Origin of the sequence: Roseburia sp., assembly GCF_041325975.1 — a bacterium.
Taxonomy (GTDB): Bacteria; Bacillota; Clostridia; order Lachnospirales; family Lachnospiraceae; genus Roseburia; species Roseburia rectibacter.
Window position 1 is genome coordinate 258,743 of sequence record NZ_JBGLEJ010000003.1, and the last position, 22,978, is coordinate 281,720.

Here is a 22,978-nt window from a genome sequence, read left to right on the forward strand (position 1 = left end):
ATGGACTCCATATGTTTTAGTCATATTCGCCTCAACTGTTATTTCCAAATGTAATTTCCATCAATTCACCTGCGATCTCATTGCTCAAAACTCTCATAATACTGTCATCAACCCTATCCTTCGCCAGAAGATTAATATTACCATACCAGACTACTTCCTGGTCAATCACTGCAAACCGCTCACATGATTCCTCTACTGTTTTAATATAAAATCCAGCTTTGCGCATATCTTCATGTAACTGCATCCAGTATGCTGCATCTCCAAATCCATAGGAATCCGGTGTCCATGTTACTATTGTAATCTGAACTCCCGATGCCTGTTTTTCTTTTAGCATATTAATCAGTTCATAGACTTTTTGACCACTAATTGCAGGGCTTGAAATAATTATATTTTTATTTGCATCCAGTAAATCTTTATGATAATTTTCAGTATAATTATCGCCGTCATATATTGCATTAACTGTCTGTTTGTTAATTTGCAAACCACCTGCAATCTCATATCCTATCTGTTTATATGCTTTAAGTCTCTTCATATACATGTTATTAAACATTGGGATATGGTTGTCCACATAATCATATATTATTACATTTTCTTTATCCTCATAATCTCGATTCAACCTACCAGCATACTGTTCAACAACTCCACGGAATGATACAGGTGTTGCCATAAAAAGTGTATCCAGTCTTGGAAAATCAAAACCTTCTCCCACCAGAGAACCTGTGGCTATTAATATCAGAGTCTCAGCTTTATCAACCTGATGCATCTGTTCAAGAATTTTCTTGTGTTCTTTCTTAGAGTTATTACCTGTCATCAAGAATACATGGTCTGCATAAGCTTTCAAACGCTCATACAATTTTTCTGAATGATCCTTGTATCGGGATAAAACAACCGGAGTACGTCCTGCCAACACGCAATTCTTCACATCCTCAACAATCTGTTCATCCCTAAGATCATTATTATGAATAATCTCATAAGCTTCATTTGGATGCATCTTGCTGGTAAGCACACCTCTTGGTGAAACAGTTCTGGTAAAACGCGGATATACAAGATGCTGTATTCCCTGCTCCTTAGCCTTTTCCTTTGCTGTATAACTGTATCTTATAGGTCCGATAAGCATATAATTGATTTTTTCCAGTCCATCTCCTCTTTTCGGAGTTGCTGTCACACCATATACATACCTTGCTTTTACTTCTTTTAGCACATTTGCTATTGTTTCAGAAGCACAATGATGACACTCATCAATTAGTACAAGTCCATAATGGTTCAACAACTTATGGTACTCACCCTTTTTGCACAATGAGCCTGCCATTGCAATATCTATGATTCCAGTCATTGAATCATGTGCTCCCTGTAATGTTCCAATCAGACTTTTTCTAGTTCTTAATCTTCCAGTTTTCGTTTTGTACTGGGGTAGTTCTTCATCTATAATTAAAAATTTGTTTAGAGCATCTTTCCATTGTTCTATAAGTGCAGATGATTCAAGCAGAATCAGAGTATTCACTTTCTTTTCTGCAATTACTGCACTGCATACAACTGTTTTTCCAAACGCTGTTGCAGCATGAAGTATTCCATTATCATGCTTAGTCAGTTCCTTTAACGCCTTGTTCTGTTCAGGTCGTAGTTCTCCATTGAATTCTACATTAATATTTCTTCCCTGCTGCCTCTCGTCATCAATAGTATATTCAATTCCTGCCTTATCAATGTTTGCTATTAATTCATCCTGTAATCCTCTTGGAATCTGTATGTATCCACCAAGATGGTCTTTTCCAAGATAAATCCACCTCGAAGTATCATAATTAGATGTTCCAATCGCACGATTTTTATAAAATACTGGGTTACTAAAGGCTGCCATTCTGCGAATCTTATTCTGCATCGCAGGCTTAAGATTCGTGCTGTCGACATATATACCATTTGATAATGTGATATCCATTTTCCCATCAACATCTGATTTTGCAAAATTCTTCATTCTATCCCATGGCTTTTCCCTATTTTCTTCATCACTGGATGCTTCAAGGTCATCTGCTGTAAATGCCCATTCCCTTATCTTATTCTCCAGAAATTCTTCTGAAAACTTAGGTTTACTTAATAAAGCATTCCATTGGTCAGGATAAGCATTCCAGTTACTATCCACAAATGCACTATTGCCATCTTTTAACGCCCTTCCCTGTAATGGCAATGCAATCAGGTTTCCTATTGCCACATTTTCTAAGGAATCCTGTGCTGGCAGCATTCTGTCATAATAATTGAATGACTTTAAATTCACCTGTTCTGCACCTTTATCTAAAAGTGCAAAGCCAAATTTACGAACCAATGCCGCCGATATTGGCTTGTCAAAGAATATCCATATATGTGCACCTTTTCCTGAACGAGAACGCTCTACCAAAGGTTCTATCCCATTTAATGTGCAGATATCTCTCATAGCTTCGACTTCTTCAATCCATGTATCATCTGTATTTGCAAAATCTTTTTTTTCTGCATTCTTCTCATGATTATCAAAATCAAATACTAGAAATCTGCATGTTCCATCATCCAACAATGGATACACACCTATTACATCTTTCGCAGCATAAAAGTTTCCTCTCAAATGCATCAATATAGTTGATAAATCTAATCTTGTATACGAACAATATTTGCAATCCTTACAGTCTATATGTGTATTTAATTTCCTATGGCAATTATCTGACCAAAAATTATCACACTGCGGATAATATGCTGCCTCTCCGTTTTTATTTACATTTCTTTTCGCATATACATCTGTTCTTCCCCAAAAGAATGAGAAAAAGAGCTTTGCCATCCTATCTGTAATTTCTTTGGGGTGCACAATCCTTTTCCCCTGTTCTGGATCAAAATCCTCTTTCTTTTCCGTTTTCCTTATACTTGCCAGTTCATTTTGATATGACAGTCCCGCTTTATCCAATATATTCTTTAATACCTGATTTTCCAATTGCAGGTTATTTAACTGCTTCTGCAATCTCGTCACATTCTCTATTGGATCACGCATTTGTCATACCTTCCTTTCCGTCATTATCTATTCATCTCAAGTATTCTTTTCACTTCCTGCCTCAATTCTCCACTGAATTCTGATAAATCATCATATGTAATTACATTCAATCTTATAAGACGAATGATATCCCATATTGCCTCTGATTTACTCATCTCCATGATAACTCCCGGATGACGCTTATCTTCCTTTATCCGCTTTTCCAGTTCCCAGAATTTCTCTGATGCAGGCTTTTTATCATCATTTAGAAAATTTACGTACTCTTTAACAAGACCTTCCATATAATTTTCCTGCCAGCCTGATAATTTTTCTCGAAATAGTTTCCAATCCTTTTTGTTTATATCCATGATTTTGAACCTCCTCAGTCTCACGTTAGTCTCAAAAAACAATTTCAAAAATGAGACTGACTTGAGACTACAACTTTATAATTCACCTACAAAACCAGAGGTTATCGCATTTTGCTATACCATAAAGTCTCACTTAGTCTCGAATCTAGTGAGACTTCGTTGAGACTAACTCTGGAATATCCTTGAGCGAACGTTTAGTTGACACATTGAGTGCCATATTTACTGTCGTTTACTTAATTTTCCATTCTCCACCATTATCTGGCCCTTTTCGTTCTATGATACCTTTATCCTTTAATTCTGATATATATCTAGCAATTGTTCTATCTGTGACGTCTAAGGCTATTCTTAATTCGTCAATAGAAATATTCGGGTTTTCCGAGATCATTTTTAGGATCTCACATGCCTTAGCAAGCTTCTTCTTAGAATACTCTGGCATTAACTTCTTAATTTTTTCTTCCGAAATTTCTATGACATTTTCTATGACATTTTCTATGACATTTTCATTCACCTGTGTTGCATAATTAGTTCCATAATTCAAATTATATAAAGTCAATGTAAAATCATCATTATCTGCATCAAAAACCGGCATCTTAGTCTCATCAAATTCAACCTGTCCCTCATAGTCTGCCAATATTTTCTTAAATCCACTACCTCTACGCTCCATGTATTTCAAGCGGCTGAATATATCAGCTAATATCGGATTTCTTCGCTTTGATGGGATTTTCAATAAATCTTTTCCTGCTAAAGATATTCCGCTTACCATTCCACCCGGTGAATATATTTCGATTCTATCATCGAACATATCTATATGGACTTCACTGCCTATCTCCATATAGTTTCTATGAATTAATGCATTTACTACACCTTCAAGCACTGCCCGATCCGGATAATCCGGCATTTCAATTCTGCCGTCCCCAACCTTACGCCATGCCTTCTTAGAGTTATTTCTTACAAAATCTGTTCCATCTTGTAATAATGTGACAAGACTGCCAGTATATTCCTTATCATCAAGTGCATCTACAATTCCAGATGCCTTAGTAAGTCCATTCCATCTAGTGCAAAACAATCTGGACTGACGCACAGGTGATTCATCTGCCAGAAGTGCTCCGGCATTCGTCAGATTACATTTTTCATCAACCAAACCAAAAGATTCATAATCTGTATCTTCAAAGGTATTTCCTGTTCTCTGTTTATATACTGATTTTAATTTTGTAAATGACATATTGTTAAAATCATATCTTGACTTCAGACTATCATAACTTTCACCACTTCCGCGAAGTACCACTCTCTTAACTGCGAAGGTGTCGCCGGAACACTTTCATTTCCTATACGCATAAATGCAATAAGTTGCCCATCACCCTCATAATAGTATGGAGTCTGCTGCCCTTTCATAACTTCTACAATAACGAATGTCTTGTCATTATATTTTTCAAATGAAAGCTTAAACTCTGGTATCGGATTAAGGTGTGTTTTAATTATCTCACTAATTTTTTCTGCATCTCCTTCAGCATCCGAAAGACCAACCAACGCATCATCATTTGCCACACCAAATACCAGCTTACCACCATAGCAATTTGCAAATGCACTTATACTCTTGCACCAGCTTTTGGGTTTCTTTGTCTCAAGTGCAACCTTTTTATCGTAATCTGTGGTTTCGCCGATTAGCTGCTTTATATCCATAGTTCTCACCATCCTTCTACATTAAACAAGTGCCTATTTACATCACATGGGTAACAAAGCTTCTTTTGTAATTCCCTTTTCTTCCAATTGTTTCATTATCACATTTTTTAATCTTGCAGGAATGACCACCTTTACCAAAAAATTACCTCCGTCCAATTCTTTAGGAGCTTCCGGCTCATGCGGGCACAATATATTATTCCCCGCATTAACACTTGTTCTCATTTTATCAATCGGAGTTTCAAATTTCACACCACAAACATATAAACACCCTTTTTGTCTTTGTATTCTCATATTTTTTAAATACGGATTACGTGGTTGCATAATCATAAAGCCGTGGTCCAAATAAGAAACTAAATCAGTATAGAAATCCTTTTTATAAGTATAATTGTCTTTCAATTCCGGATATTTCTGCAAAAGTATTTCTGCATATTCACTTACACTTATACGTTGCTTTTTAACATTAACAAGTTCACACTGTATCTTTATTCTTGTCCATTTAGGATCATATGGCGAATATGACCATATAAATATAGCCGCATCTTTTTCAATATTTTCACAACAAGCAAAAAACAATGCTACATTTATATCCATTGTAAAGTCAATTAATCTTGTAGCATGTATATAATGCTGATTATATGCCATTACTTCAAATAGTAAATCTCCATATTCCGATATACTCTCATCCACAGATGTATCTCTGCATATACTTGGAGTGATTTTCCAAGAAGAATCACTTTGTCCTCTATAAAATGCCTGTAAGTAAGTTCGTTCATCACCTGGGTCACCTCTACCTGATCTTGGTAAATCATAGAACGAATTATAATCATTTGCAATTTGATATATCTGCGAAATATCTTCTACCATAATTTCCTGATAATCATATTTTTCTTCAAAATCTGACATATAGCCACCTCTGCTAAAACTTGCTAAATCAATCGTAACGCTCTATCAATCATTTTATATTCTTTTCTACTTATTATTGGCATATATACATCAATATAGTTATTCTCCGCCCATTGAAGTATCTCATCTAGATCAGCATACATCTCATTCTCTTTTTTATTATGTAACATACGATTATTGTTATTCTCAGCGACTGTTTCCTGCTGTCTACATCCAATATATATTTCTTGTGGCAAAACAAAATCTTTTATTATCCCTGATTTTCCCATATTAATATCATCTTTAATTACTATCCGCCATTCAGGTTGAATGAGACCCGTTTAAGCTAAAACTTTGCTTTTCCTTCCATAATGTCTGTTCCTTTAAGCATTTCGTATTTCATAGAACTCTCTACTGCAACCTCCTCTGCCGCTGCTCCTTTCGCCTTTACTACTGGATCATCTATCATATTGTCACCTTTTACTTCCAAAATCAAATAACTTCCATCGTCCATTTTTACTAAGAAATCTGGATAATACTTCCTTAATCTATTAGATTCCGGATCAATATATGGAACATAAAAATCTGTCTGGTCAGCAGTAAACATTCCAGTGAAATAAGCTTTTTTTACGTGCTCATTTGCAAGCAACTGTAAAAATAATTGTAACTCAGGCTTCGAATCAAAAACGTAGGTATCAGCGTGAAAACTCTTGCCTTTATTTTTCATAACAACAGAATCCTCTGAATTCTGCATTATAATCAAATCCTCATTTCCACTAAACTCATAATATCCACCTTCTTTAGGCTTCTTAAGTAATTTAACATCAACATTTTCTTTTACAATCTCTTTGTCAACTCGGTATAATGCCTCAAATATGGTTGGCACAATTTTATCATAAATAATATCATTATGTTCATTAACTGCTACTAATATCTTATCAATACCTTCTTCTGATTCCCTCAGTATCCTAGCAACTTCTGTGCATCTAATATCAGGAAAATATTTTGCTACTTCTGCCACCAACGTTATCTCAGTATACGCTGTTTTACTAACCATATAGTTAACATTGCTTTCACGCACAACCGACGAAGTTGTAAGTCCTTCTTTAACATACATTGTCGCATCATAATTTTCTGTTTCTATTTCTTTCAAACCAAACGATAATCTACTATCATAATTCTTAGTTTCCAAAGAATATTTATAATGCAATCTGTTCATGCGCAATGTTCTAGGAGGTTCTTTCACACGTACAGGAACTTTCTTACGTTTTTTATCCTTCTTAACTACAAGTTCCTCTATGCTAGTTCTAAAATTCTTTTTAAGCTCATCATCCAATATATCCATATTCTCTTTTGACAAGTACACTGTGGCCGTTAGTTGTTCATCTGTAATTTTTCTCAAGCATCTCATTGTTGCTTGAAGCACAAAAACTTTTGACTTTGGACTTCTAAAAAGAGCCACGCTAAATAATGATCTACAGTTCCACCCCTCTCTACCTTTATTAACAAGCAATATAAACTGCTTCTTACTGCCTGCTGTTCCAGCTATATCAAGATTGTTAAAATCTCTTATGTCTTCAGATTTAGTAATCTTTTCGTCTCCAACATTAACTAAAATTTTATCAAGAGGTATTCCCAATTCAGATAGTACTTCTTCAACAACTGGCCTGATTTCATCACGAACTTCTGCTATCTCTGCGCCAAAAATAGCCATTTTAGGTGCTAATCCCTCATATTCTTTTCCACCATACTTTGCCCAGAAATCGGCAATAACAGCTTTTAGGAATTCTTTGCTTTTTACGTTACTATAACCAATAACGCTAGTATCTTTTAAGAAATTATTTCTAATTGCCGCTTGCAATCCATAAGCATATATAACCTCTGGAAGAATCTTATTATTGACGTATGGTGTTCCTGTAAAATTATAACAAGCAACCACTTTACTTCCATGCTTAGATAATTCCTTAGACAATTTATTTATAGTATTACGCAGGCTAGTACCCTTACCATTTTCGTGCAAAGCCTTCTCCAAGTCTGCTCCAAACATATGATGTGCTTCATCTACATAAATACCCATTTGTGAAAGCCTGATAAGTTTCTCAAAACGTTGATTTGTCATCAAATCGTCGTTGTTACTGATTTCCTGTAATATTCCAAGAACATCATCCAATACGGATTGTCCCGGTATCTGATCACTAAACAACTTGTCTACATAACTTTTTTCTTTATGCTGAGCCTTTAATATAATTTTCTGTGTATTAGAAATAATTATATTATACTTGGAACCATCTAATGTATTTAATGTGGTTCCACTATCTTCAAGAAAATATACCTTAATATTCGCATCTAATACCCCAATATATTCCGGAGGTACAACCTTACTCTTATCAAAAGTTACTATTTCTTTTAACGATTGTAATACTGTTTTGTCCGGAGCAAAAACCAATGCATTATGACAATACTTATCATCTCGAGGCCATTTTGAAGCAAGAAGAAACTCATAAAAAATACAGGTAGCCATGAGAATTGTCTTACCTAGTCCCATAGTTAATGCAAAAATATAGTTTGGGTAATCTTCTGCATATTTCTTTATTTGTAAAAAGTAATCATGATACTGTTTTGGTGAATAAACATCATATAATGTCATCTGTCCAGTTTCATCATAGAATCGCCTGTCTGAAAAAACACCATTTCTCTTTGACCAGTCATCAAACATCTGATACATCTGTTGATTATTCATAAATTCTTTTACAAATACATACATTTCTAAGGCTTCAAACTGTGGGGTTCGTAAAAATGCGTCTGGGTTCTTTTCTTTGTCATTGTAATCCAGATATTTCTTAGTTATTTCACGATACCTATTTCTTATAATTCCTTTATTATCTACATAAAATGAACGAAGAAACTCAAAAAAGGCAAATTCCATTCCAACTTCTTTTGCCATATCTATACCTCCAGTTCAAGTGACTCAGATAACAAGTCTGTTATCTTTATTTTAATTTTACCTGCAGAATCTGGAATTTTATATATACCAGATACCAACTCATCTTTTGCTGGAATATCACAAATTGTCGGCCTCATTGTCTGACCATCATAATCCCAGTCAATATAGATAGATTCTACCAACTGCCTCCAATCTTCAACTGATTCTTTCTGCATGCTTAATTTCTGTAAAAGATTCATCGGATAAAATTCTTTTATTATAATCTGATGGTTTTCTTTAACAACATTGGCATCTGCTTCTCTCTTAAATTGTAAATCTTTCTTATCCCTAAGGATATCAACTATCTCTATTTCCAAATTATACGAAGAAAGTTCCTGTTCCAACGATGCTTTCAAATCAGCTTCATGTCCCATGCAAATAATCTTAATTTTTTCCACCACCCCATTCGGATTTTCTTCCTTGCGCTTTTCAAATGTATGGTATGGTAAATTAGCCTTGAGTTCTTCTAAATCAGCCTTTGTTGCAATACGATTTGTAGGCATGATTTTAACCATCCAGCCATCTAATTCTCCATCATATACTGTAGATGAACCAAATTTTTGAATTCCAAGAGCGTCAATTAATAAAGATTTTGCTTCAACTGGATTTCTAAAAAAGTCATAATTATTTACATTATAAACTTCAAACCCAGTATATTTAGTATTATCCAAATCGTTAGATGCAGTTATCAATCTCTTTGTTGTAGTTTGTATTGCCCCAAGATTAATATCTGCACCAATAAATCGTCTTCCTAATTTCATAGCAACAGCTTGTGTGGTTCCAGATCCCATAAAACAATCAAAAACAATATCTCCAGGATTTGAAGCTGCTTTTATCACTTGTTCTAATAACTTTTCTGGCTTTTGTGTAGGATAATCTAGTCGTTCTTTCGCAAATGGATTAATTATTGAAATATTCCATACATCTTCAGGAAATTTTCCATCTTCATTTGGTTTATAATCCAATACTCTATCATCACTGCCGTTATTCTTATATTGATTTCTTTTCAGTGTGGATTCTGCATATTCCTGTCGTACATCATTATAGTTAAATGTTTGTTGTCCATATTGTTTAGCATACCAGAAAATTGTATCGTGCTTCCTACCAAAAAAATTATGCCCTATTCTCCCCCCTGAATAATTCCAAATAATTTCATTCAAAAAATTTTCCTTTCCAAACACTTCATCCATTATTAATCTGACATACCCACTTACTCTCCAGTCACAATGCATAAAAATCGTTCCTTGCTCGCTAAGCAGTTCTCTAATAATTGTCAAACGTTCAAAAATAAATTGTAAATATTCATCATTGTTCCAAATATCTGTGTACTGCTTTTCTTCAAACATCGAAGCATCACCTGTTACAGCTTTCTTTTTTAACTTAATTTTCTTCACATAATCTGCACTACTAGCAAATGGTGGATCAATATAAACCAAATTTATTTTTCCCATAAAATTCTGAAGTAAATGCCCCATAACCTGTAAATTATCACCCCAAAATATTTTGTTCATCCAACCATCTTTTGTATTACCATATACTTCTTTCAACTGAGCAGGATAGAATTGTTCCGTTTCATAGGCTCTTTTCCCTGTCCAGTGTAACTCCGGATATCCTTTTATTGGTTGTTTTTTTTCAAATGTAAATGAAATCTGTCCATCCATTAGCAATCTCCTTTTCTTCTACAGTAATGTCTCATATCACAGTTGGCACAAAGATTTTTATCTTTAGCTCTGCCACTAAAATCTTTATGTTGTATTTTTTCAACCACTGCATCAAATTCTTTTATTGTTTTATCAATCATTTCCGTTGACTTATTAAATGTTATTGTTGGTACACCATTATCCTCACCTGTATAATACAAATGCATTTTACTTACCTTTTTACCTGTCTTTTCCTCAATAAGATGAGCATACACTTCAAGCTGTCTCCTATAACGATTCATCTCCGCTGTTTCAATTAAAACATCTGGTTTCTTCTCGGATTTAAAGTCAACAATCTCTACTGTATCACCTTCGCCCTTGATAAGGTCAACCTTTCCAAGCAATATATAATCAGGCTTTACTAAACTTACTTCCACCTCTGCATCTTGAATTCGACTCCAGTCACTCTGATTTCTCTCAACATACCTCAAAACCTGTTTATACGCAGCTTCTATCTGCGGTTGTCCTAAATAAGAATGCTCACACTTCGATAATGTCATATAATTTGTATCAAACCACTCTCGTATTGTTTCCGGCACTATTGTCTGTTCTTCATGACGCATAGCTGCACGATGAATATCTTCTATTGTCTCATGCACTAATGTTCCAAAGAGTGTTGCACCTACTCTTACCTGCGTAAATCCAAGTTCTTTGAAAAATTTATACTGTAGTGCACAATTCTCATACAGAGCAATGTGCGAAGTAAAAGAATATGTATCCTTTATATTTACAGGCTTTACCTTTTCTAACTTTATTTCTGAAAGATTTACATCTTCATAAGCAGGTAGCTTCTCATAGCACTCTTCAAAATATTTGCTTGGTGTGGCTCCATGACTTTTCTTTTCACAACAAGAGAGTACCAATAAATTTTGTGCTCTTGAAAATGCCGTATAATATAATCGCCAAAAATCAAAGAATTTTATATCTTCCCTTGTCTCAAAAACTTTTCTATGAAAATATTTATTTTCTATTTCTTCTAGCAAATGATTTCCACTACTTCTCGGTGTTCCATTTAATGAATCAACAATCACTATCGGAAACTCCATTCCTTTTGACTGATGTATAGTCATAAATGAAACGCACCCACTCGGAGCATACTCCGAATCATCTTCATACTCTGTAATTCCTCCATCAAATAAGAAGCGAAAATACATATTAAAAAAACGTTCTACTGACTCTACAATATTGTTTTCCGTGAAGACATCTATCCTATGTAGATATTCGTACTTTCCCAAAATTGAAGATAAAATTGATAAGTTTCTTGCAGGTCTTTCATCTATCACCCCTGATTTCATATCTATCCCTAAGTATGTACTAAATGGTTCAAACTGTAATAACTGATACAGTAATCCTGTAAATGCGTAATCTGCATTGTCCTTTCTTAGATTAGCGTGTTTCTGCATCTTCTCTGCAATCCATTTACCCAATGTATCTCTATACTGTAAAATAAGCTCTCTTGCTGCAGCTATACATTGAGTATCGTAATATTTATAGAGATTTTCAAAATCATATGAAAACTCTCTTTGTTGTAACTTACGAACATACTCTGGAAAACATAAGATCATACACCCTATTACCTGCTTTATCTCTTTTCTTTCAAAGAACATTTCCGAACGAGGTGAATAAACTTTAATACCATGTTCCTCAAGATATTCAACCATACCTATGATTTTATCTCCTTTAACAGACTTACAAAGAACTGCAATCTGATTATAATCAGTTAGTACGCCACTACTTTTTAATTGTGTAATAAATGAATACACTTGTTCATACCAATCATCTAACAAATCTTTTCCCGAACATTTAATAACGCCTACTTTAGCAGCCTTTTTCCCTTCCGGTGGAACAATCTTCTTCTCAAACCTAAAATTCTTCCACATAAAATCATATGCTCTACCATCTGTTGTGCTCATCCACTTATTGTAAAAATCAATAATTTGTCTCTCTGAACGATAATTTGTAACAAGTTTAACCTGCTTACATTCTCCTTCTGCAAAATGGCCTGGAAATTCCAATATATTTCTTATTGTTGCTCCTCTAAAACGATACAAACCTTGGTCATCGTCTCCCACAACACATATATTTTTATTTTTTCCGGCAATCAAAAACACAAGTAATTCCTGTATGTAATTTGTATCCTGATATTCATCCACCATCACATATTTAATTTTCTGCTGTATTTCTTCCAATATGCTTGGTTCCTCGATCAATAATTTATATGCTTCTGTTTGAATACTTGAAAAATCAATTAAATTCTCATCTTCCATCAAGATATTGTACTGTTTCATAATATTTGCAACAGCCACAATATGTTTATCCGAGTCTTCCTGCATTTCATCAATATCAACCAATTCTTCAGCAAGATTATTAACATACTTAACTATTTCTCCAGCTTGTCTCCAAGCTCCTTGCTTTTTATCAAATATAACATCAAAATAAGGCAAGTTCCTAAATCTATTAATCTTTTGAAACACCATATACTGCTGATCAAAATTATCCAGCATCCTATAATTTTTCTTAATCCTTGTATATTCAAGATGATCTTTAAGAATTCTCAGACAAATTGAATGAAAAGTACCAATATACATTTCATTCAGATTTACGGATACTCCTATTGCATACAATTCATTTGTGATACGTGTAATCAGTTCTTTCGCAGCCTTTTCTGTAAATGTAGCAATCATTATTTCCTCAGGAAGCACATCTTTTTCAGTTATAAGATAAACAATTCTCTTTACTAATGTATATGTTTTCCCTGTACCAGGGCCTGCAATAATCAACAACGGACCATCTGTTGTTGAAATAGCACTTCTCTGTGCTTCATTTGCGTTTCCAAAATCAAATGCCATATAAGTACCCCCTCTGCATTTAATTATATATTCTCATATATTTATAAATTCTATTTCGTATTACATCTTACTTTTCTGACTTCTTCTTGTATCGTCCATCCGCAGGCTTTATTGCATCTGAAGGAATTAACCATGTTTTTCCTTTTTTTATTGCACCTTCAATTCTTCCTTCTGCACATAAAACACCTATTCGACGTGAAGTGATATTCCATCTTTCTGATAATTCCACAGTCGTTAAATACTCCATAATCTTACCTCTTCAAAATCATACATAAGTAGAAACATAAAACTAGTTTGATTATACATCGTTTATCGGAATAATACAAACAAAAAAGAGAAGGATTTCTCCCCCTCTAATTCATTACTCCAATACCTCATCTAACATATCATTAAGTTTCATATACTCTACACCTAATGATTCACATACCATTGGAATTCCATTATTCTTGTTTCCTTCATCAGTTACTATAATCCCATCTTCTAAAATAGCTGTTGCAATCAAAAATGGATCTCCATTTGAGCTTCCCTTTGTTTGAATTTTTATTATTTGTGGAAATTGTTGTAATATTTCTGTAGTCTTTAACTGTACTTCCTTTGATAAAGGCAAAAAAGCATCTTTGTGTTCCTTTGCCCATTTTACAATATCATCATCTTTTAATTCTTCAAATATTTCCGAACTTGAAATAAGTTGCCCATTTTCTACAAGTTCATTAAAAGCCTGCCATATATGTGAAAATGCTTTCTTAGTCATATTATAGTTCTTTGATGCATTAATAAGTGCACAGGCATCTATTACATACTTTTTACTCATATGAACATCACCGCCCGTTCTATATTACTTATGTGTTTACCTTTTATACTAAGTGTACTACACATCTCACCATATGATATATCGCCTCTGCTATAAGCAGATAACACTTTCTTTGGAAACAAATAGCCTTCTTTACTCAAGTAGGTAATATAATATTTTACTTTGAATTCTCTATCTTTCTTATTCTGAATAATAGAATCCTGTTCTTCTTTAAATGAGTCACTAATCCTCTTGTATATAGAATAATAATCTGACCTATTAATAATATCTAATTCTCTTAACCTTCTTACTACCGAAAATGTGCTTACTGCATACTTATCCGCAATAGATATTAAACATAAATCTGACCACTCACCATATAAATTAAGTGCATTTGATGACACATATCTAAAACTTTCTTCTGGCATTAATACTTCTGCAGCAATTCTATCACATATTTTTTCTTCTTCATCATTACGCTCATCAAAATCTATTAAGCATAATGATGAAGACCTTCTAACCAAATGTGCAACTTCATGAAATAATGAAAAAACTTTAGCTCTCTCAAAATCTTTATTATTAATTGCAATGATAGGAAATGTATCATAATACATAGAAATGCCTCGCATCTCAGACAATGATACTCCAGTTATCTGAGCAACCATTATCCCATAATGTTCTAAAAGGGCTCTATAATAATTAAATCCATTATTTCTATATGCTGATTTATTCTTAAATGGCAAATCTAATTCAAAATACATTCTTATTACATCTGCTATCTGTTTTTCGCTTAATTTCGGGTCAACGCTGGGCAAGCTCCTATATTCCGTATCATCAGATAGATTAACTATAATTTGCCTATTACCAGTTATTCTACCAATTTCAGACCACAATTCATAACTTGTTTCTCTATAAACAGTATCATTGTATGTCCTACGATCGGTATAAGCTTTTGTTTTTTTCTCAGGTGGATTAGACAAATAAAATGTTGCAAATGGAACTTTGTATAAATTAGCAAGTTTCTTTGCTTCTGTAATTGAAGGCAACTCTTCGCCTCTTTCCTATTTATCAATTACTTCTGACCTAAACCCAGAAATATGATTAGCAACATCACTTGTTGTGCCAAATGGTGTTTCAGAACGTGCCCATACAAGCATTTTATAATTTACATATGCATATTTTTTTGCACCCATACAAGTATGCACCTCCCTTTGAAAATATTTGGCATTATAATATATATTAACAAAACAGGCTAATTGTCATGTTTTCTGAAATTATAATATCACACTTTTCGTTTCAAAGATATTAAATTTACCACTTTTCATACATGTTTAACATATTCTTATTAAAAAAATCCTTATTTAAAACCTAACCATTTCCTCTTCTCAGCCCCTGTTTTGCGTCCTATCTTCCACTTTTTTCTTATCAGTATCTCTGCCAACACTCTCATCATAAATTTTCTGAAACTCCTCATACATTTCATCTCCATCCTTTTTTATCCCCAGCCTTTTCATTACATCTTAGAACAACCTTATGCTTCCACTCACATCAGCAATATCAAATCCAAATATATCAGCCTTAACAGAATCACTGACATTCTCATAACCACCAAGTTCTGATATTCTCCTGACAATCCAACCAGCTTTATCCACAGGTTCAGTTTCTCTAATTTCCACAAATTCATTTTTATCTGTTACATCAGTCATACTTTCGCCAACTCTTGCCACATTCACATCAGGCGAATTATGAATCTCTGGTATTCCTATCCCCTCTAAATCAGTCTGCTGTTTTCTCACACTACCTGTTTGCTCTTTCTGTACGCCTATTTCATTCTGATTATTGTCAGACTTCATTCCTGTAACACTTATATCCAGCTCAACAACCGCTTTCTCCGTTCTCTCAACCAGCATATCATCTTCCATCCCCGGTATCTCAACATCCCTGTCAGCAACAATCTCCTCATTCCCCGACACCGCATAATAAGCCGTATACAAATCTTCTTTTATAATGTCATCAGCAAGCTGTATCTGCCTCTTAATTCCCTTTTTCTCCTGCTTCAGCTCATCCAGTTCTTCCTGCACTTCCATGTGCCATATCTGATATTCCCGGTACTGCTCTTCATTCTTTATACTGCGTTTCCGACTAGAACTTTCTCTGTATATCTCCTTCTGCCTGTCCTCAATCTGCTGAATCCTATCTTCTTTCTCACTTATGAAATCCACAAGCTCCACAATACTTTTGATGTCATTATTCACAAGCAGCAGATATTCATCCTGCAACTGATGAAACCTCTTCAAATCCTCTGCATACTTTGCTCCACCAACTACAAAACGCTTTTGTTCTACAACCCTTAATCTGTATAGCTTTGCATAAAACTTCTTCTGGAATGGTGACATCTTCGCCCTGTGTAGTCCCCTGATATCCGACGAATAAAAGTAAGGCTTTGCCATCCAGGGCATATCCACATAATGCCGTAACATATCTTCTGAAAACATCTCGTCCAGCTTTGCCAGTTTATGATAATACCGAAATCCCGGTGTCTGCACCTCCATCCATGCGTCTTTCTTAAATACATATCCAAGTCTTTTCATCAGATATTTAAAATGCTCCACATTCCCGGCTGCATATGCACACATCTTGGCATCCCTTAGAATTATCTCTTTCATTGACATTTCCTTTTCCCACTTGTCCCTGCTGATATTTTTTGGATTCCTGCTGTACCCTGCCGGCATAATGGAAAGTCCAAGTTCATCACAATATTTATTTGTAATAGGCTGAAGATGATTCTTCCAGTTGCCTTTCGGTGAATTGTATTTCTTGCCAGTTGTCATGCTGACACTGTTCCAGATCAGATGCCCATGCATATGTTCCCTGTCAGTACGGACTGCATACACCGCCTCATAATCATCACCAAGCACATCCTTTGCGAAATGCTCGAGGACATACATTGCCTGCTCTGCTGTTACTTTTTCCTCCGGCGAAAACGATATGATCACATGATAGCCCTGCCTTTTACCTGTCTTATGAAATATATTCTTTGTCTCTTCCATCTGCTCAAACGCTGTATCTGGCAGGCAGTTAATACCGCCCACCAGTATACATTCTTCTGTCTTATCCGGATTCTGGATATATTCCAAAGCATTCTTCAGGTGCGATGCTGGATTTCTGCCCTCTGACTCCTGTATATTTAAGATCTTTGTAATCGCCATACTTCCAGCACCTCCCCGAATATTTTCTTTATATCATCCAGACTGTTCTGCAATTTATCAATATCTCTGTAATACAATCTTCGCTGTGAATTGCCAAGCTTTACCGCCTGATTAATATTATTTGCAATACCGGCAATAACACGGATTACTCTTGCCCTGTCCTCTGGATAACTTGTATCAATGTTGCCACCTGTCCGGATCAATTCTCTTATATATGCACTTGCTGTCATTCCTGTTCGTTTAAATGCTGCTTTTAGAATATCCATATCTTTCTCTGACAGCTTCACAGATACCTTATAATCTTTCCTGTCAGACTTGTATCTTCTCTTTCCATCTGCCATACATTTTTCCCCTTTCGTAATTTCCAAATTCTGTATCAAACCAATCTCTTTTTATCTGTACCATTGCTTTTTCAACCTTTCTTAAAAATGTGTTCATAGGTTTTGCACCTCGCATTACATGCTCGGTGTATTTGGCGTTCAAACTGCTCATTTCCATGCAAGCATGAAATTCGTAGTGTTCACTGGTTTTGCAAGATGCGGAAAAGGTCGGACCTTTTCCCGAAAAAATATAAACGCATCAGCGTTTACATAGTTTTCCGTCTTGGCAGGAGCACCTGCACCCTGTATATAATATGTGGTGGTTAATATCCCACCACGATTACTGATATGGTGGTTGAAGTTCCACCTGATTTAAAAGTGGTGGCACTTTTTGCCATCACTTTACTGTTTTAGTGGCGTTTTCCGCCACCACTTTTCCATTTTGATGGCACTTTCCGCCACCATGGCTTTTTTCTCGCTTATCTGAGTGGTGGCGTTTTTTGCCGTCACTTTGCTGTTTTGACGGCGCTTTTTGCCCCCACTTTTGCATTTTGACGGCACTTTTTGCCTCCACACTTTTTCGGCTCTGATTTGTGCGGGGGCGCTTTCTGCCCCCACTTTGTGGTTTTGGGGGCGCTTTCTGCCCCCATTTGCACGTTTTGGGGGCGCTTTTTGCCCCCACTCGCTGGATTCACCAATTCAGTTGTCTCTTTCACCATTACATCTGCATCCAACATCACATTTTCTGCTATCTCAGCACCATCTTCCGACAATTCATTTGTTTCAGGCGGTATATCCACTTCATCCTGTTCACTTATCACAGAATCCCCAACTGCCGCTTCATAATCCATTTCTTCTGCAACCTTGCTTCGGTTACGCTGTGGCTCATAATCCGGATTGTAATAATCTTCGTAACCATAGATTTTCTGTTCAAAGTACTTCCTTGGACATTTGCCCCGCATGGTGAAATAACCTTTTGCCTCAAGCTCTGCATTATATTCCTTTATAATCGCATATGCCTTTGTCATCCCGATACCAAGCATCTGGCTTATCTCACCTGCATCTATGAATGCTTCCTTTATACCCTTCATGCAGCTCCTCCTTTCATAAATTGTTATTTTAAATACGTGTTTTTACAAAACAGCTATCCTATTCTTCATTTAATCCGTATTTCTAATTCGTGTTTATTTTAATATCCTTTTCAAAATTTGTCAATAGAACTTTTTATAATTACGCATTTGCAATTCGTTTTTATTTATGATAAAGTAATCGTACAATCATAAACAAGTCACTTACTGATACGTATTTCATTTAATATCAACCTAATACGTATCTTTACAACGGACTATTTTATATAAAGGAAGGTGAACAGAATGGCTTACTCTGATTCGATTAAACTTACTATGTCCTCTTCAGAAGAAATCGGAAAGGCAATACAGAAGCAGCGCAGAGCACAAAAGATCACGCAAAAGGAGTTTGCACAGCGTCTGGGAAAATCAGAACGTACTATCCAGAAATATGAATCTGGTGAAATACTGTTAAAGATAGATGTTTTAAAACAGATTGCTAATGAATTAAACGTTCCATTGCAGGAGCTTTTATTTGCAAAAGATACTAATACTCCAAAAGATAATACGACCGCTGAATATCCGGCATATGAATTCCACACTATGTCAGATGTAATCAATGCTCTCTTTGCCATAACTGAACTTACTGATTTTTCATTTGAGCTGACCAACACCAAACCTCCTGAAAATCCTGAATGGACTGCCGGGATCAAGGTTAATGGCAAAGGCAATGGAAAATATGATGCAGACTTCTGTCTCTTTATGGAAAACTGGATAGCAAAGAAGAATATGCTTCAGACAGGAAAAATTTCAAAAGAAAAGTTTGATTCATGGAAATCAGATATGTTGGCATATTATAAGGATTCCAGACTGGGTAATGAAGCCGATTAAAAAACTGAATAATTGCAGACTTACACCTTTAGTAAAGAAAAAGCTCCGGCACACTCCTTCTCGCAAAAGGAATAACCGAAGCTATGTAAGTGATTGACCCGAAGGCTTTATAATCACCCTGAACAAGTAGATTATATCATAGCCTTTTGATGATTGCACAACAATTTTACAAAAAGGAGATGATATTTATGCCAGCTTACAAAGATGAAAAAACTGGTAAATGGTTCGCCAAGTTCTATTATACGAACTGGCAGGGAATCAAAAAACAGAAGTGGAAAAGAGGCTTTGCCACCAAAAAGGAAGCCTTAGGATTTGAAAGGGATTTTCTGGAAAAGCAGTCTGCCAATCCTGACATGACATTTCAAAACCTTTATGAAATTTATATGGAGGATATGGCTGCAAGACTTAAGCAGTCAACTCTTCTGACAAAAAAGGCAGTACTACAGACGCATATTCTTCCATTCTTCGGTAGCAAGCCGATAAATGAAATCAAAGCCTCTGATGTACGAAGATGGCAGGCGAAGCTTATGAGTTCGCCGAATAATTACTCCCAGACCTATCTGAAAAAGATTAACACGGAACTTAACAGCATCATCAATTACGCCAAGCGTTTCTATGACCTTAACACCAATCCCTGCGGCAAGGCAGGCACCATTGGAAAAGCAAAGGCTGAGGAAATGGATTACTGGACTTACGATGAATATATTGCTTTCCGTGAGGGTGTAAAAGACAAGTCGCTATCGTATATATGCTTTGAAGTCCTGTACTGGACTGGTATGCGAGAAGGTGAACTGCTTGCTCTATCACCTGCTGATATTGACCTTGATAACAAGACAATATCCATCAACAGAACATATCAGCGGATAGAAGGAAAAGATGTATTTACATCACCTAAGACAAGAAAAAGTAAGCGAAAGATTCCGATTCCGGATTTTCTCTGCCAGGAGCTATCAGACTATATCCAGTCAAGGTATATGCTTGACGCAGATGAAAGGCTGTTCCCGATAACAAAATCATATCTCTCACACGAGTTGATAAGAGGTTGCAAAAACACAGGTGTAAAGAAGATACGAATCCACGATATCAGGCATTCGCACGCCAGCTTACTTATTAATCAGGGCTGTGATGCGCTGATGTTAGCAGACCGGCTCGGACACGAGAAAGTATCCACAACACTTAACACATACTCTCATCTGTTTCCACATAAACAGCAGGAGCTTGTGCATAGTCTGGAATCATTGCAGGCGACAGATTCGCCAACACCTGAACCACCATCTGATAACCCTCTGCTTGAAGCAGCAGGTATCACATGTGAAGTGCCTCAGACTCAAGACAATGGCTCAGATGTAACAATCCGACCTCAGTTTGGACCTGCGTTAGTACCATCAAATACCGCATCAGGGAAAATCATCCAGATGCCACAAAGAAAGATCATATAAAAGAAATCCAGCAGTCATCAGGGTTTCTTGCTATTAAAGTTAATGACAACCAACTGAAAACGATAGAAAAAGAGTAGTTGCTATTAGTAGCAAATTAGTAGCAGAGCAAAAGAAAAAGTCTCGGAATCCGCTTGTTTAGCGGATTCCAAGACTTGTGGCTCTTATTCAAACTCAATCGTTCCCGGTGGCTTACTCGTCAAATCATACATTACCCTGTTGACGCCCTTCACCTCATTAATAATTCGGCTCATAACTCTCTGGAGCACCTCAAACGGAATCTCTGCTGATTCGGCAGTCATGAAATCAACTGTATTGACGGCACGCAGTGCCACAGCATAGTCGTAGGTACGCTCATCACCCATAACACCGACGGAACGCATGTTAGTGAGTGCCGCAAAGTATTGGTTCGGCATCCAGGATGGCGCCTTGCCATTTGCTTTAGTGTACTCTTCTACTGCTTTGTCCACTTCCTCCCGGTAGATGGCATCAGCATCCTGCACGATCTTGACTTTTTCGGCATTAACCTCACCGATGATACGGATGCCAAGTCCCGGTCCAGGGAATGGCTGACGGAAAACAAGTTTTTCCGGGATACCAAGTTCAAGTCCGGCTTTTCTTACTTCGTCCTTGAAAAGATTACGGAGTGGCTCAATGATTTCTTTGAAATCAACGAAATCAGGAAGACCACCTACGTTGTGGTGGGATTTGATCACGGCTGACTCTCCGCCAAGTCCACTCTCAACAACATCCGGGTAAATCGTTCCCTGTGCGAGGAAATCGACAGCTCCGATCTTCTTTGCCTCTTCTTCGAATACACGGATGAATTCCTCACCGATGATCTTACGTTTCCGCTCCGGCTCTGTGACACCAGATAGCTTGCTATAATAGCGCTCCTGTGCATTGACACGGATAAAATTCAGGTCAAACTGTCCGTTTGGTCCGAATACTGCTTCAACCTCGTCGCCCTCATTTTTACGAAGAAGGCCATGGTCTACAAATACACAGGTAAGCTGTTTTCCAATTGCACGGGACAACAGACCTGCTGCAACAGAAGAATCCACTCCACCAGATAAGGCAAGTAATACTTTTCCGTCACCGACTTTTTCACGGATCTCTTTAATCGTATGCTCCACAAAAGAGTCCATTCTCCAGGTTCCCTCACAGCCACAGATGCTGCGTACAAAATTGTGAAGCATCTTCGTACCTTCCTGTGTATGAAGCACTTCCGGATGAAACTGGATTGCAAATAATCCTTTCTCCTGATTCTCTGCAGCAGCAACCGGGCAATCTGCCGTATGCGCAACAATATTAAATCCCGGTGCAACCTTTGAAATATAATCAAAATGACTCATCCAGCAGATCGTATTTTCTGATACGCCTGTAAATAACGGCGATGAAGTATCGACCGTAACCTCGGTTTTTCCGTACTCACGGACAGGTGCCTTTTCCACTTTTCCTCCAAGTACGTGCATCATCAACTGCGCACCATAGCAGAGTCCTAAAACCGGCACGCCAAGTTCAAATAATTCTTTCGAACAGGTCGGTGAATCAGCCTCATAGCAACTGTTCGGACCGCCGGTAAGAATGATTCCCTTTGGATTCATTGCCTTGATCTGCGCGATATCCGTCTTGTAGGAATATATCTCACAGTAAACATTGCATTCTCTGACACGTCTCGCAACCAGCTGGTTGTACTGACCGCCAAAATCAATGACAATTACTTTCTCATGATCCATTGATCTTCTTCCTCCTGATGTTTTCGTTGCCTGCCATCCGTTTATGACGATGCCTTTTTTAAAGCATGTCCTTCCCTGATACAG

19 protein-coding genes are annotated in these 22,978 nt (G+C 36.4%); 2 read left to right on the forward strand and 17 right to left on the reverse strand.

All coding sequences use genetic code 11. From position 1 onward, the window contains the following. Nucleotides 1–31 precede the first annotated feature (31 nt). The 16 genes from ACDD58_RS01585 to ACDD58_RS01660 form a co-directional block, all read right to left on the reverse strand. The gene (locus tag ACDD58_RS01585; RefSeq protein ID WP_370775311.1) at nt 32–3,001 is read right to left on the reverse strand and encodes a DEAD/DEAH box helicase family protein; all 2,970 of its coding nucleotides are present in this window, start codon (nt 2,999–3,001) and stop codon (nt 32–34) included. 23 nt (nt 3,002–3,024) lie between these two features. Next, nucleotides 3,025–3,348, reverse strand: a complete 324-nt coding sequence (locus tag ACDD58_RS01590; RefSeq protein WP_370775313.1) for a hypothetical protein — start codon at nt 3,346–3,348, stop codon at nt 3,025–3,027. Nucleotides 3,349–3,577: 229 nt separating this feature from the next. Continuing rightward, nucleotides 3,578–4,570 (reverse strand): ATP-binding protein, encoded by a 993-nt coding sequence (locus ACDD58_RS01595; protein ID WP_370775316.1) that lies wholly within the window; start codon nt 4,568–4,570, stop codon nt 3,578–3,580. Between the two features lie 23 nt (nt 4,571–4,593). Then, nucleotides 4,594–5,028: a helix-turn-helix domain-containing protein gene (locus tag ACDD58_RS01600; protein WP_370775318.1), complete on the reverse strand. Its 435-nt coding sequence runs from the start codon at nt 5,026–5,028 to the stop codon at nt 4,594–4,596. A 42-nt stretch (nt 5,029–5,070) separates the two neighbouring features. Further along, nucleotides 5,071–5,931, reverse strand: a complete 861-nt coding sequence (locus tag ACDD58_RS01605) for an FRG domain-containing protein (RefSeq protein ID WP_370775320.1) — start codon at nt 5,929–5,931, stop codon at nt 5,071–5,073. Nucleotides 5,932–5,954: 23 nt separating this feature from the next. Next, nucleotides 5,955–6,200, reverse strand: a complete 246-nt coding sequence (locus ACDD58_RS01610; protein ID WP_370775323.1) for a hypothetical protein — start codon at nt 6,198–6,200, stop codon at nt 5,955–5,957. 56 nt (nt 6,201–6,256) lie between these two features. Continuing rightward, entirely contained in the window at nt 6,257–8,854 is a 2,598-nt protein-coding gene (locus ACDD58_RS01615; RefSeq protein WP_370775325.1) for a TnsA endonuclease N-terminal domain-containing protein, read from the reverse strand. A 2-nt stretch (nt 8,855–8,856) separates the two neighbouring features. After that, a complete protein-coding gene (locus tag ACDD58_RS01620; RefSeq protein ID WP_370775327.1) occupies nt 8,857–10,554 on the reverse strand; it encodes a DNA methyltransferase in 1,698 nt (565 codons plus the stop codon). Then, nucleotides 10,554–13,442: an ATP-dependent helicase gene (locus ACDD58_RS01625; protein ID WP_370775329.1), complete on the reverse strand. Its 2,889-nt coding sequence runs from the start codon at nt 13,440–13,442 to the stop codon at nt 10,554–10,556. The genes ACDD58_RS01620 and ACDD58_RS01625 overlap by 1 nt, the downstream gene beginning before the upstream one ends. Before the next feature lie 67 nt (nt 13,443–13,509). Continuing rightward, entirely contained in the window at nt 13,510–13,689 is a 180-nt protein-coding gene (locus ACDD58_RS01630; RefSeq protein ID WP_014080715.1) for a transposase, read from the reverse strand. Nucleotides 13,690–13,803: 114 nt separating this feature from the next. Then, the gene (locus tag ACDD58_RS01635; RefSeq protein WP_118301009.1) at nt 13,804–14,253 is read right to left on the reverse strand and encodes a DUF4411 family protein; all 450 of its coding nucleotides are present in this window, start codon (nt 14,251–14,253) and stop codon (nt 13,804–13,806) included. Beyond that, nucleotides 14,250–15,278, reverse strand: a complete 1,029-nt coding sequence (locus tag ACDD58_RS01640; protein ID WP_370775331.1) for an ImmA/IrrE family metallo-endopeptidase — start codon at nt 15,276–15,278, stop codon at nt 14,250–14,252. The genes ACDD58_RS01635 and ACDD58_RS01640 overlap by 4 nt, the downstream gene beginning before the upstream one ends. Nucleotides 15,279–15,293: 15 nt before the next feature. Then, complete coding sequence (locus tag ACDD58_RS01645) at nt 15,294–15,425, reverse strand: hypothetical protein (protein WP_370775332.1); 132 nt, start codon at nt 15,423–15,425, stop codon at nt 15,294–15,296. Between the two features lie 327 nt (nt 15,426–15,752). Then, on the reverse strand, nt 15,753–17,441 hold the full coding sequence (locus ACDD58_RS01650; RefSeq protein WP_370775335.1) for a relaxase/mobilization nuclease domain-containing protein: 1,689 nt from the start codon (nt 17,439–17,441) through the stop codon (nt 15,753–15,755). Further along, on the reverse strand, nt 17,420–17,782 hold the full coding sequence (locus ACDD58_RS01655; RefSeq protein WP_370775338.1) for a plasmid mobilization relaxosome protein MobC: 363 nt from the start codon (nt 17,780–17,782) through the stop codon (nt 17,420–17,422). Before ACDD58_RS01655 ends, ACDD58_RS01650 begins: the two co-directional genes overlap by 22 nt. A gap of 485 nt (nt 17,783–18,267) precedes the next feature. Further along, entirely contained in the window at nt 18,268–18,852 is a 585-nt protein-coding gene (locus ACDD58_RS01660; RefSeq protein WP_370775340.1) for a hypothetical protein, read from the reverse strand. Between the two features lie 282 nt (nt 18,853–19,134). Here ACDD58_RS01660 and ACDD58_RS01665 point away from each other — a divergent pair, with 282 nt between their 5' ends. Beyond that, nucleotides 19,135–19,719 (forward strand): helix-turn-helix domain-containing protein, encoded by a 585-nt coding sequence (locus tag ACDD58_RS01665; RefSeq protein WP_186900241.1) that lies wholly within the window; start codon nt 19,135–19,137, stop codon nt 19,717–19,719. 188 nt (nt 19,720–19,907) lie between these two features. After that, nucleotides 19,908–21,158: a tyrosine-type recombinase/integrase gene (locus tag ACDD58_RS01670; protein ID WP_186900242.1), complete on the forward strand. Its 1,251-nt coding sequence runs from the start codon at nt 19,908–19,910 to the stop codon at nt 21,156–21,158. Nucleotides 21,159–21,319: 161 nt separating this feature from the next. Here ACDD58_RS01670 and guaA read toward each other — a convergent pair whose 3' ends face one another. Beyond that, nucleotides 21,320–22,894: a glutamine-hydrolyzing GMP synthase gene (gene guaA / locus ACDD58_RS01675; protein WP_117922255.1), complete on the reverse strand. Its 1,575-nt coding sequence runs from the start codon at nt 22,892–22,894 to the stop codon at nt 21,320–21,322. Between the last annotated feature and the right edge of the window lie 84 nt (nt 22,895–22,978).

Bases quoted from the DNA above. Each gene is read 5' to 3' on its own strand.
- ACDD58_RS01585 (WP_370775311.1), bottom strand. From the start codon at position 3,001: ATGCGTGATCCAATAGAGAATGTGACGAGATTGCAGAAGCAGTTAAAT.
- ACDD58_RS01590 (WP_370775313.1), bottom strand. From the start codon at position 3,348: ATGGATATAAACAAAAAGGATTGGAAACTATTTCGAGAAAAATTATCA.
- ACDD58_RS01595 (WP_370775316.1), bottom strand. From the start codon at position 4,570: ATGTCATTTACAAAATTAAAATCAGTATATAAACAGAGAACAGGAAAT.
- ACDD58_RS01600 (WP_370775318.1), bottom strand. From the start codon at position 5,028: ATGGATATAAAGCAGCTAATCGGCGAAACCACAGATTACGATAAAAAG.
- ACDD58_RS01605 (WP_370775320.1), bottom strand. From the start codon at position 5,931: ATGTCAGATTTTGAAGAAAAATATGATTATCAGGAAATTATGGTAGAA.
- ACDD58_RS01610 (WP_370775323.1), bottom strand. From the start codon at position 6,200: ATGGGAAAATCAGGGATAATAAAAGATTTTGTTTTGCCACAAGAAATA.
- ACDD58_RS01615 (WP_370775325.1), bottom strand. From the start codon at position 8,854: ATGGCAAAAGAAGTTGGAATGGAATTTGCCTTTTTTGAGTTTCTTCGT.
- ACDD58_RS01620 (WP_370775327.1), bottom strand. From the start codon at position 10,554: ATGGATGGACAGATTTCATTTACATTTGAAAAAAAACAACCAATAAAA.
- ACDD58_RS01625 (WP_370775329.1), bottom strand. From the start codon at position 13,442: ATGGCATTTGATTTTGGAAACGCAAATGAAGCACAGAGAAGTGCTATT.
- ACDD58_RS01630 (WP_014080715.1), bottom strand. From the start codon at position 13,689: ATGGAGTATTTAACGACTGTGGAATTATCAGAAAGATGGAATATCACT.
- ACDD58_RS01635 (WP_118301009.1), bottom strand. From the start codon at position 14,253: ATGAGTAAAAAGTATGTAATAGATGCCTGTGCACTTATTAATGCATCA.
- ACDD58_RS01645 (WP_370775332.1), bottom strand. From the start codon at position 15,425: ATGGGTGCAAAAAAATATGCATATGTAAATTATAAAATGCTTGTATGG.
- ACDD58_RS01650 (WP_370775335.1), bottom strand. From the start codon at position 17,441: ATGGCGATTACAAAGATCTTAAATATACAGGAGTCAGAGGGCAGAAAT.
- ACDD58_RS01655 (WP_370775338.1), bottom strand. From the start codon at position 17,782: ATGGCAGATGGAAAGAGAAGATACAAGTCTGACAGGAAAGATTATAAG.
- ACDD58_RS01660 (WP_370775340.1), bottom strand. From the start codon at position 18,852: ATGAAGGGTATAAAGGAAGCATTCATAGATGCAGGTGAGATAAGCCAG.
- ACDD58_RS01665 (WP_186900241.1), top strand. From the start codon at position 19,135: ATGGCTTACTCTGATTCGATTAAACTTACTATGTCCTCTTCAGAAGAA.
- ACDD58_RS01670 (WP_186900242.1), top strand. From the start codon at position 19,908: ATGCCAGCTTACAAAGATGAAAAAACTGGTAAATGGTTCGCCAAGTTC.
- guaA (WP_117922255.1), bottom strand. From the start codon at position 22,894: ATGGATCATGAGAAAGTAATTGTCATTGATTTTGGCGGTCAGTACAAC.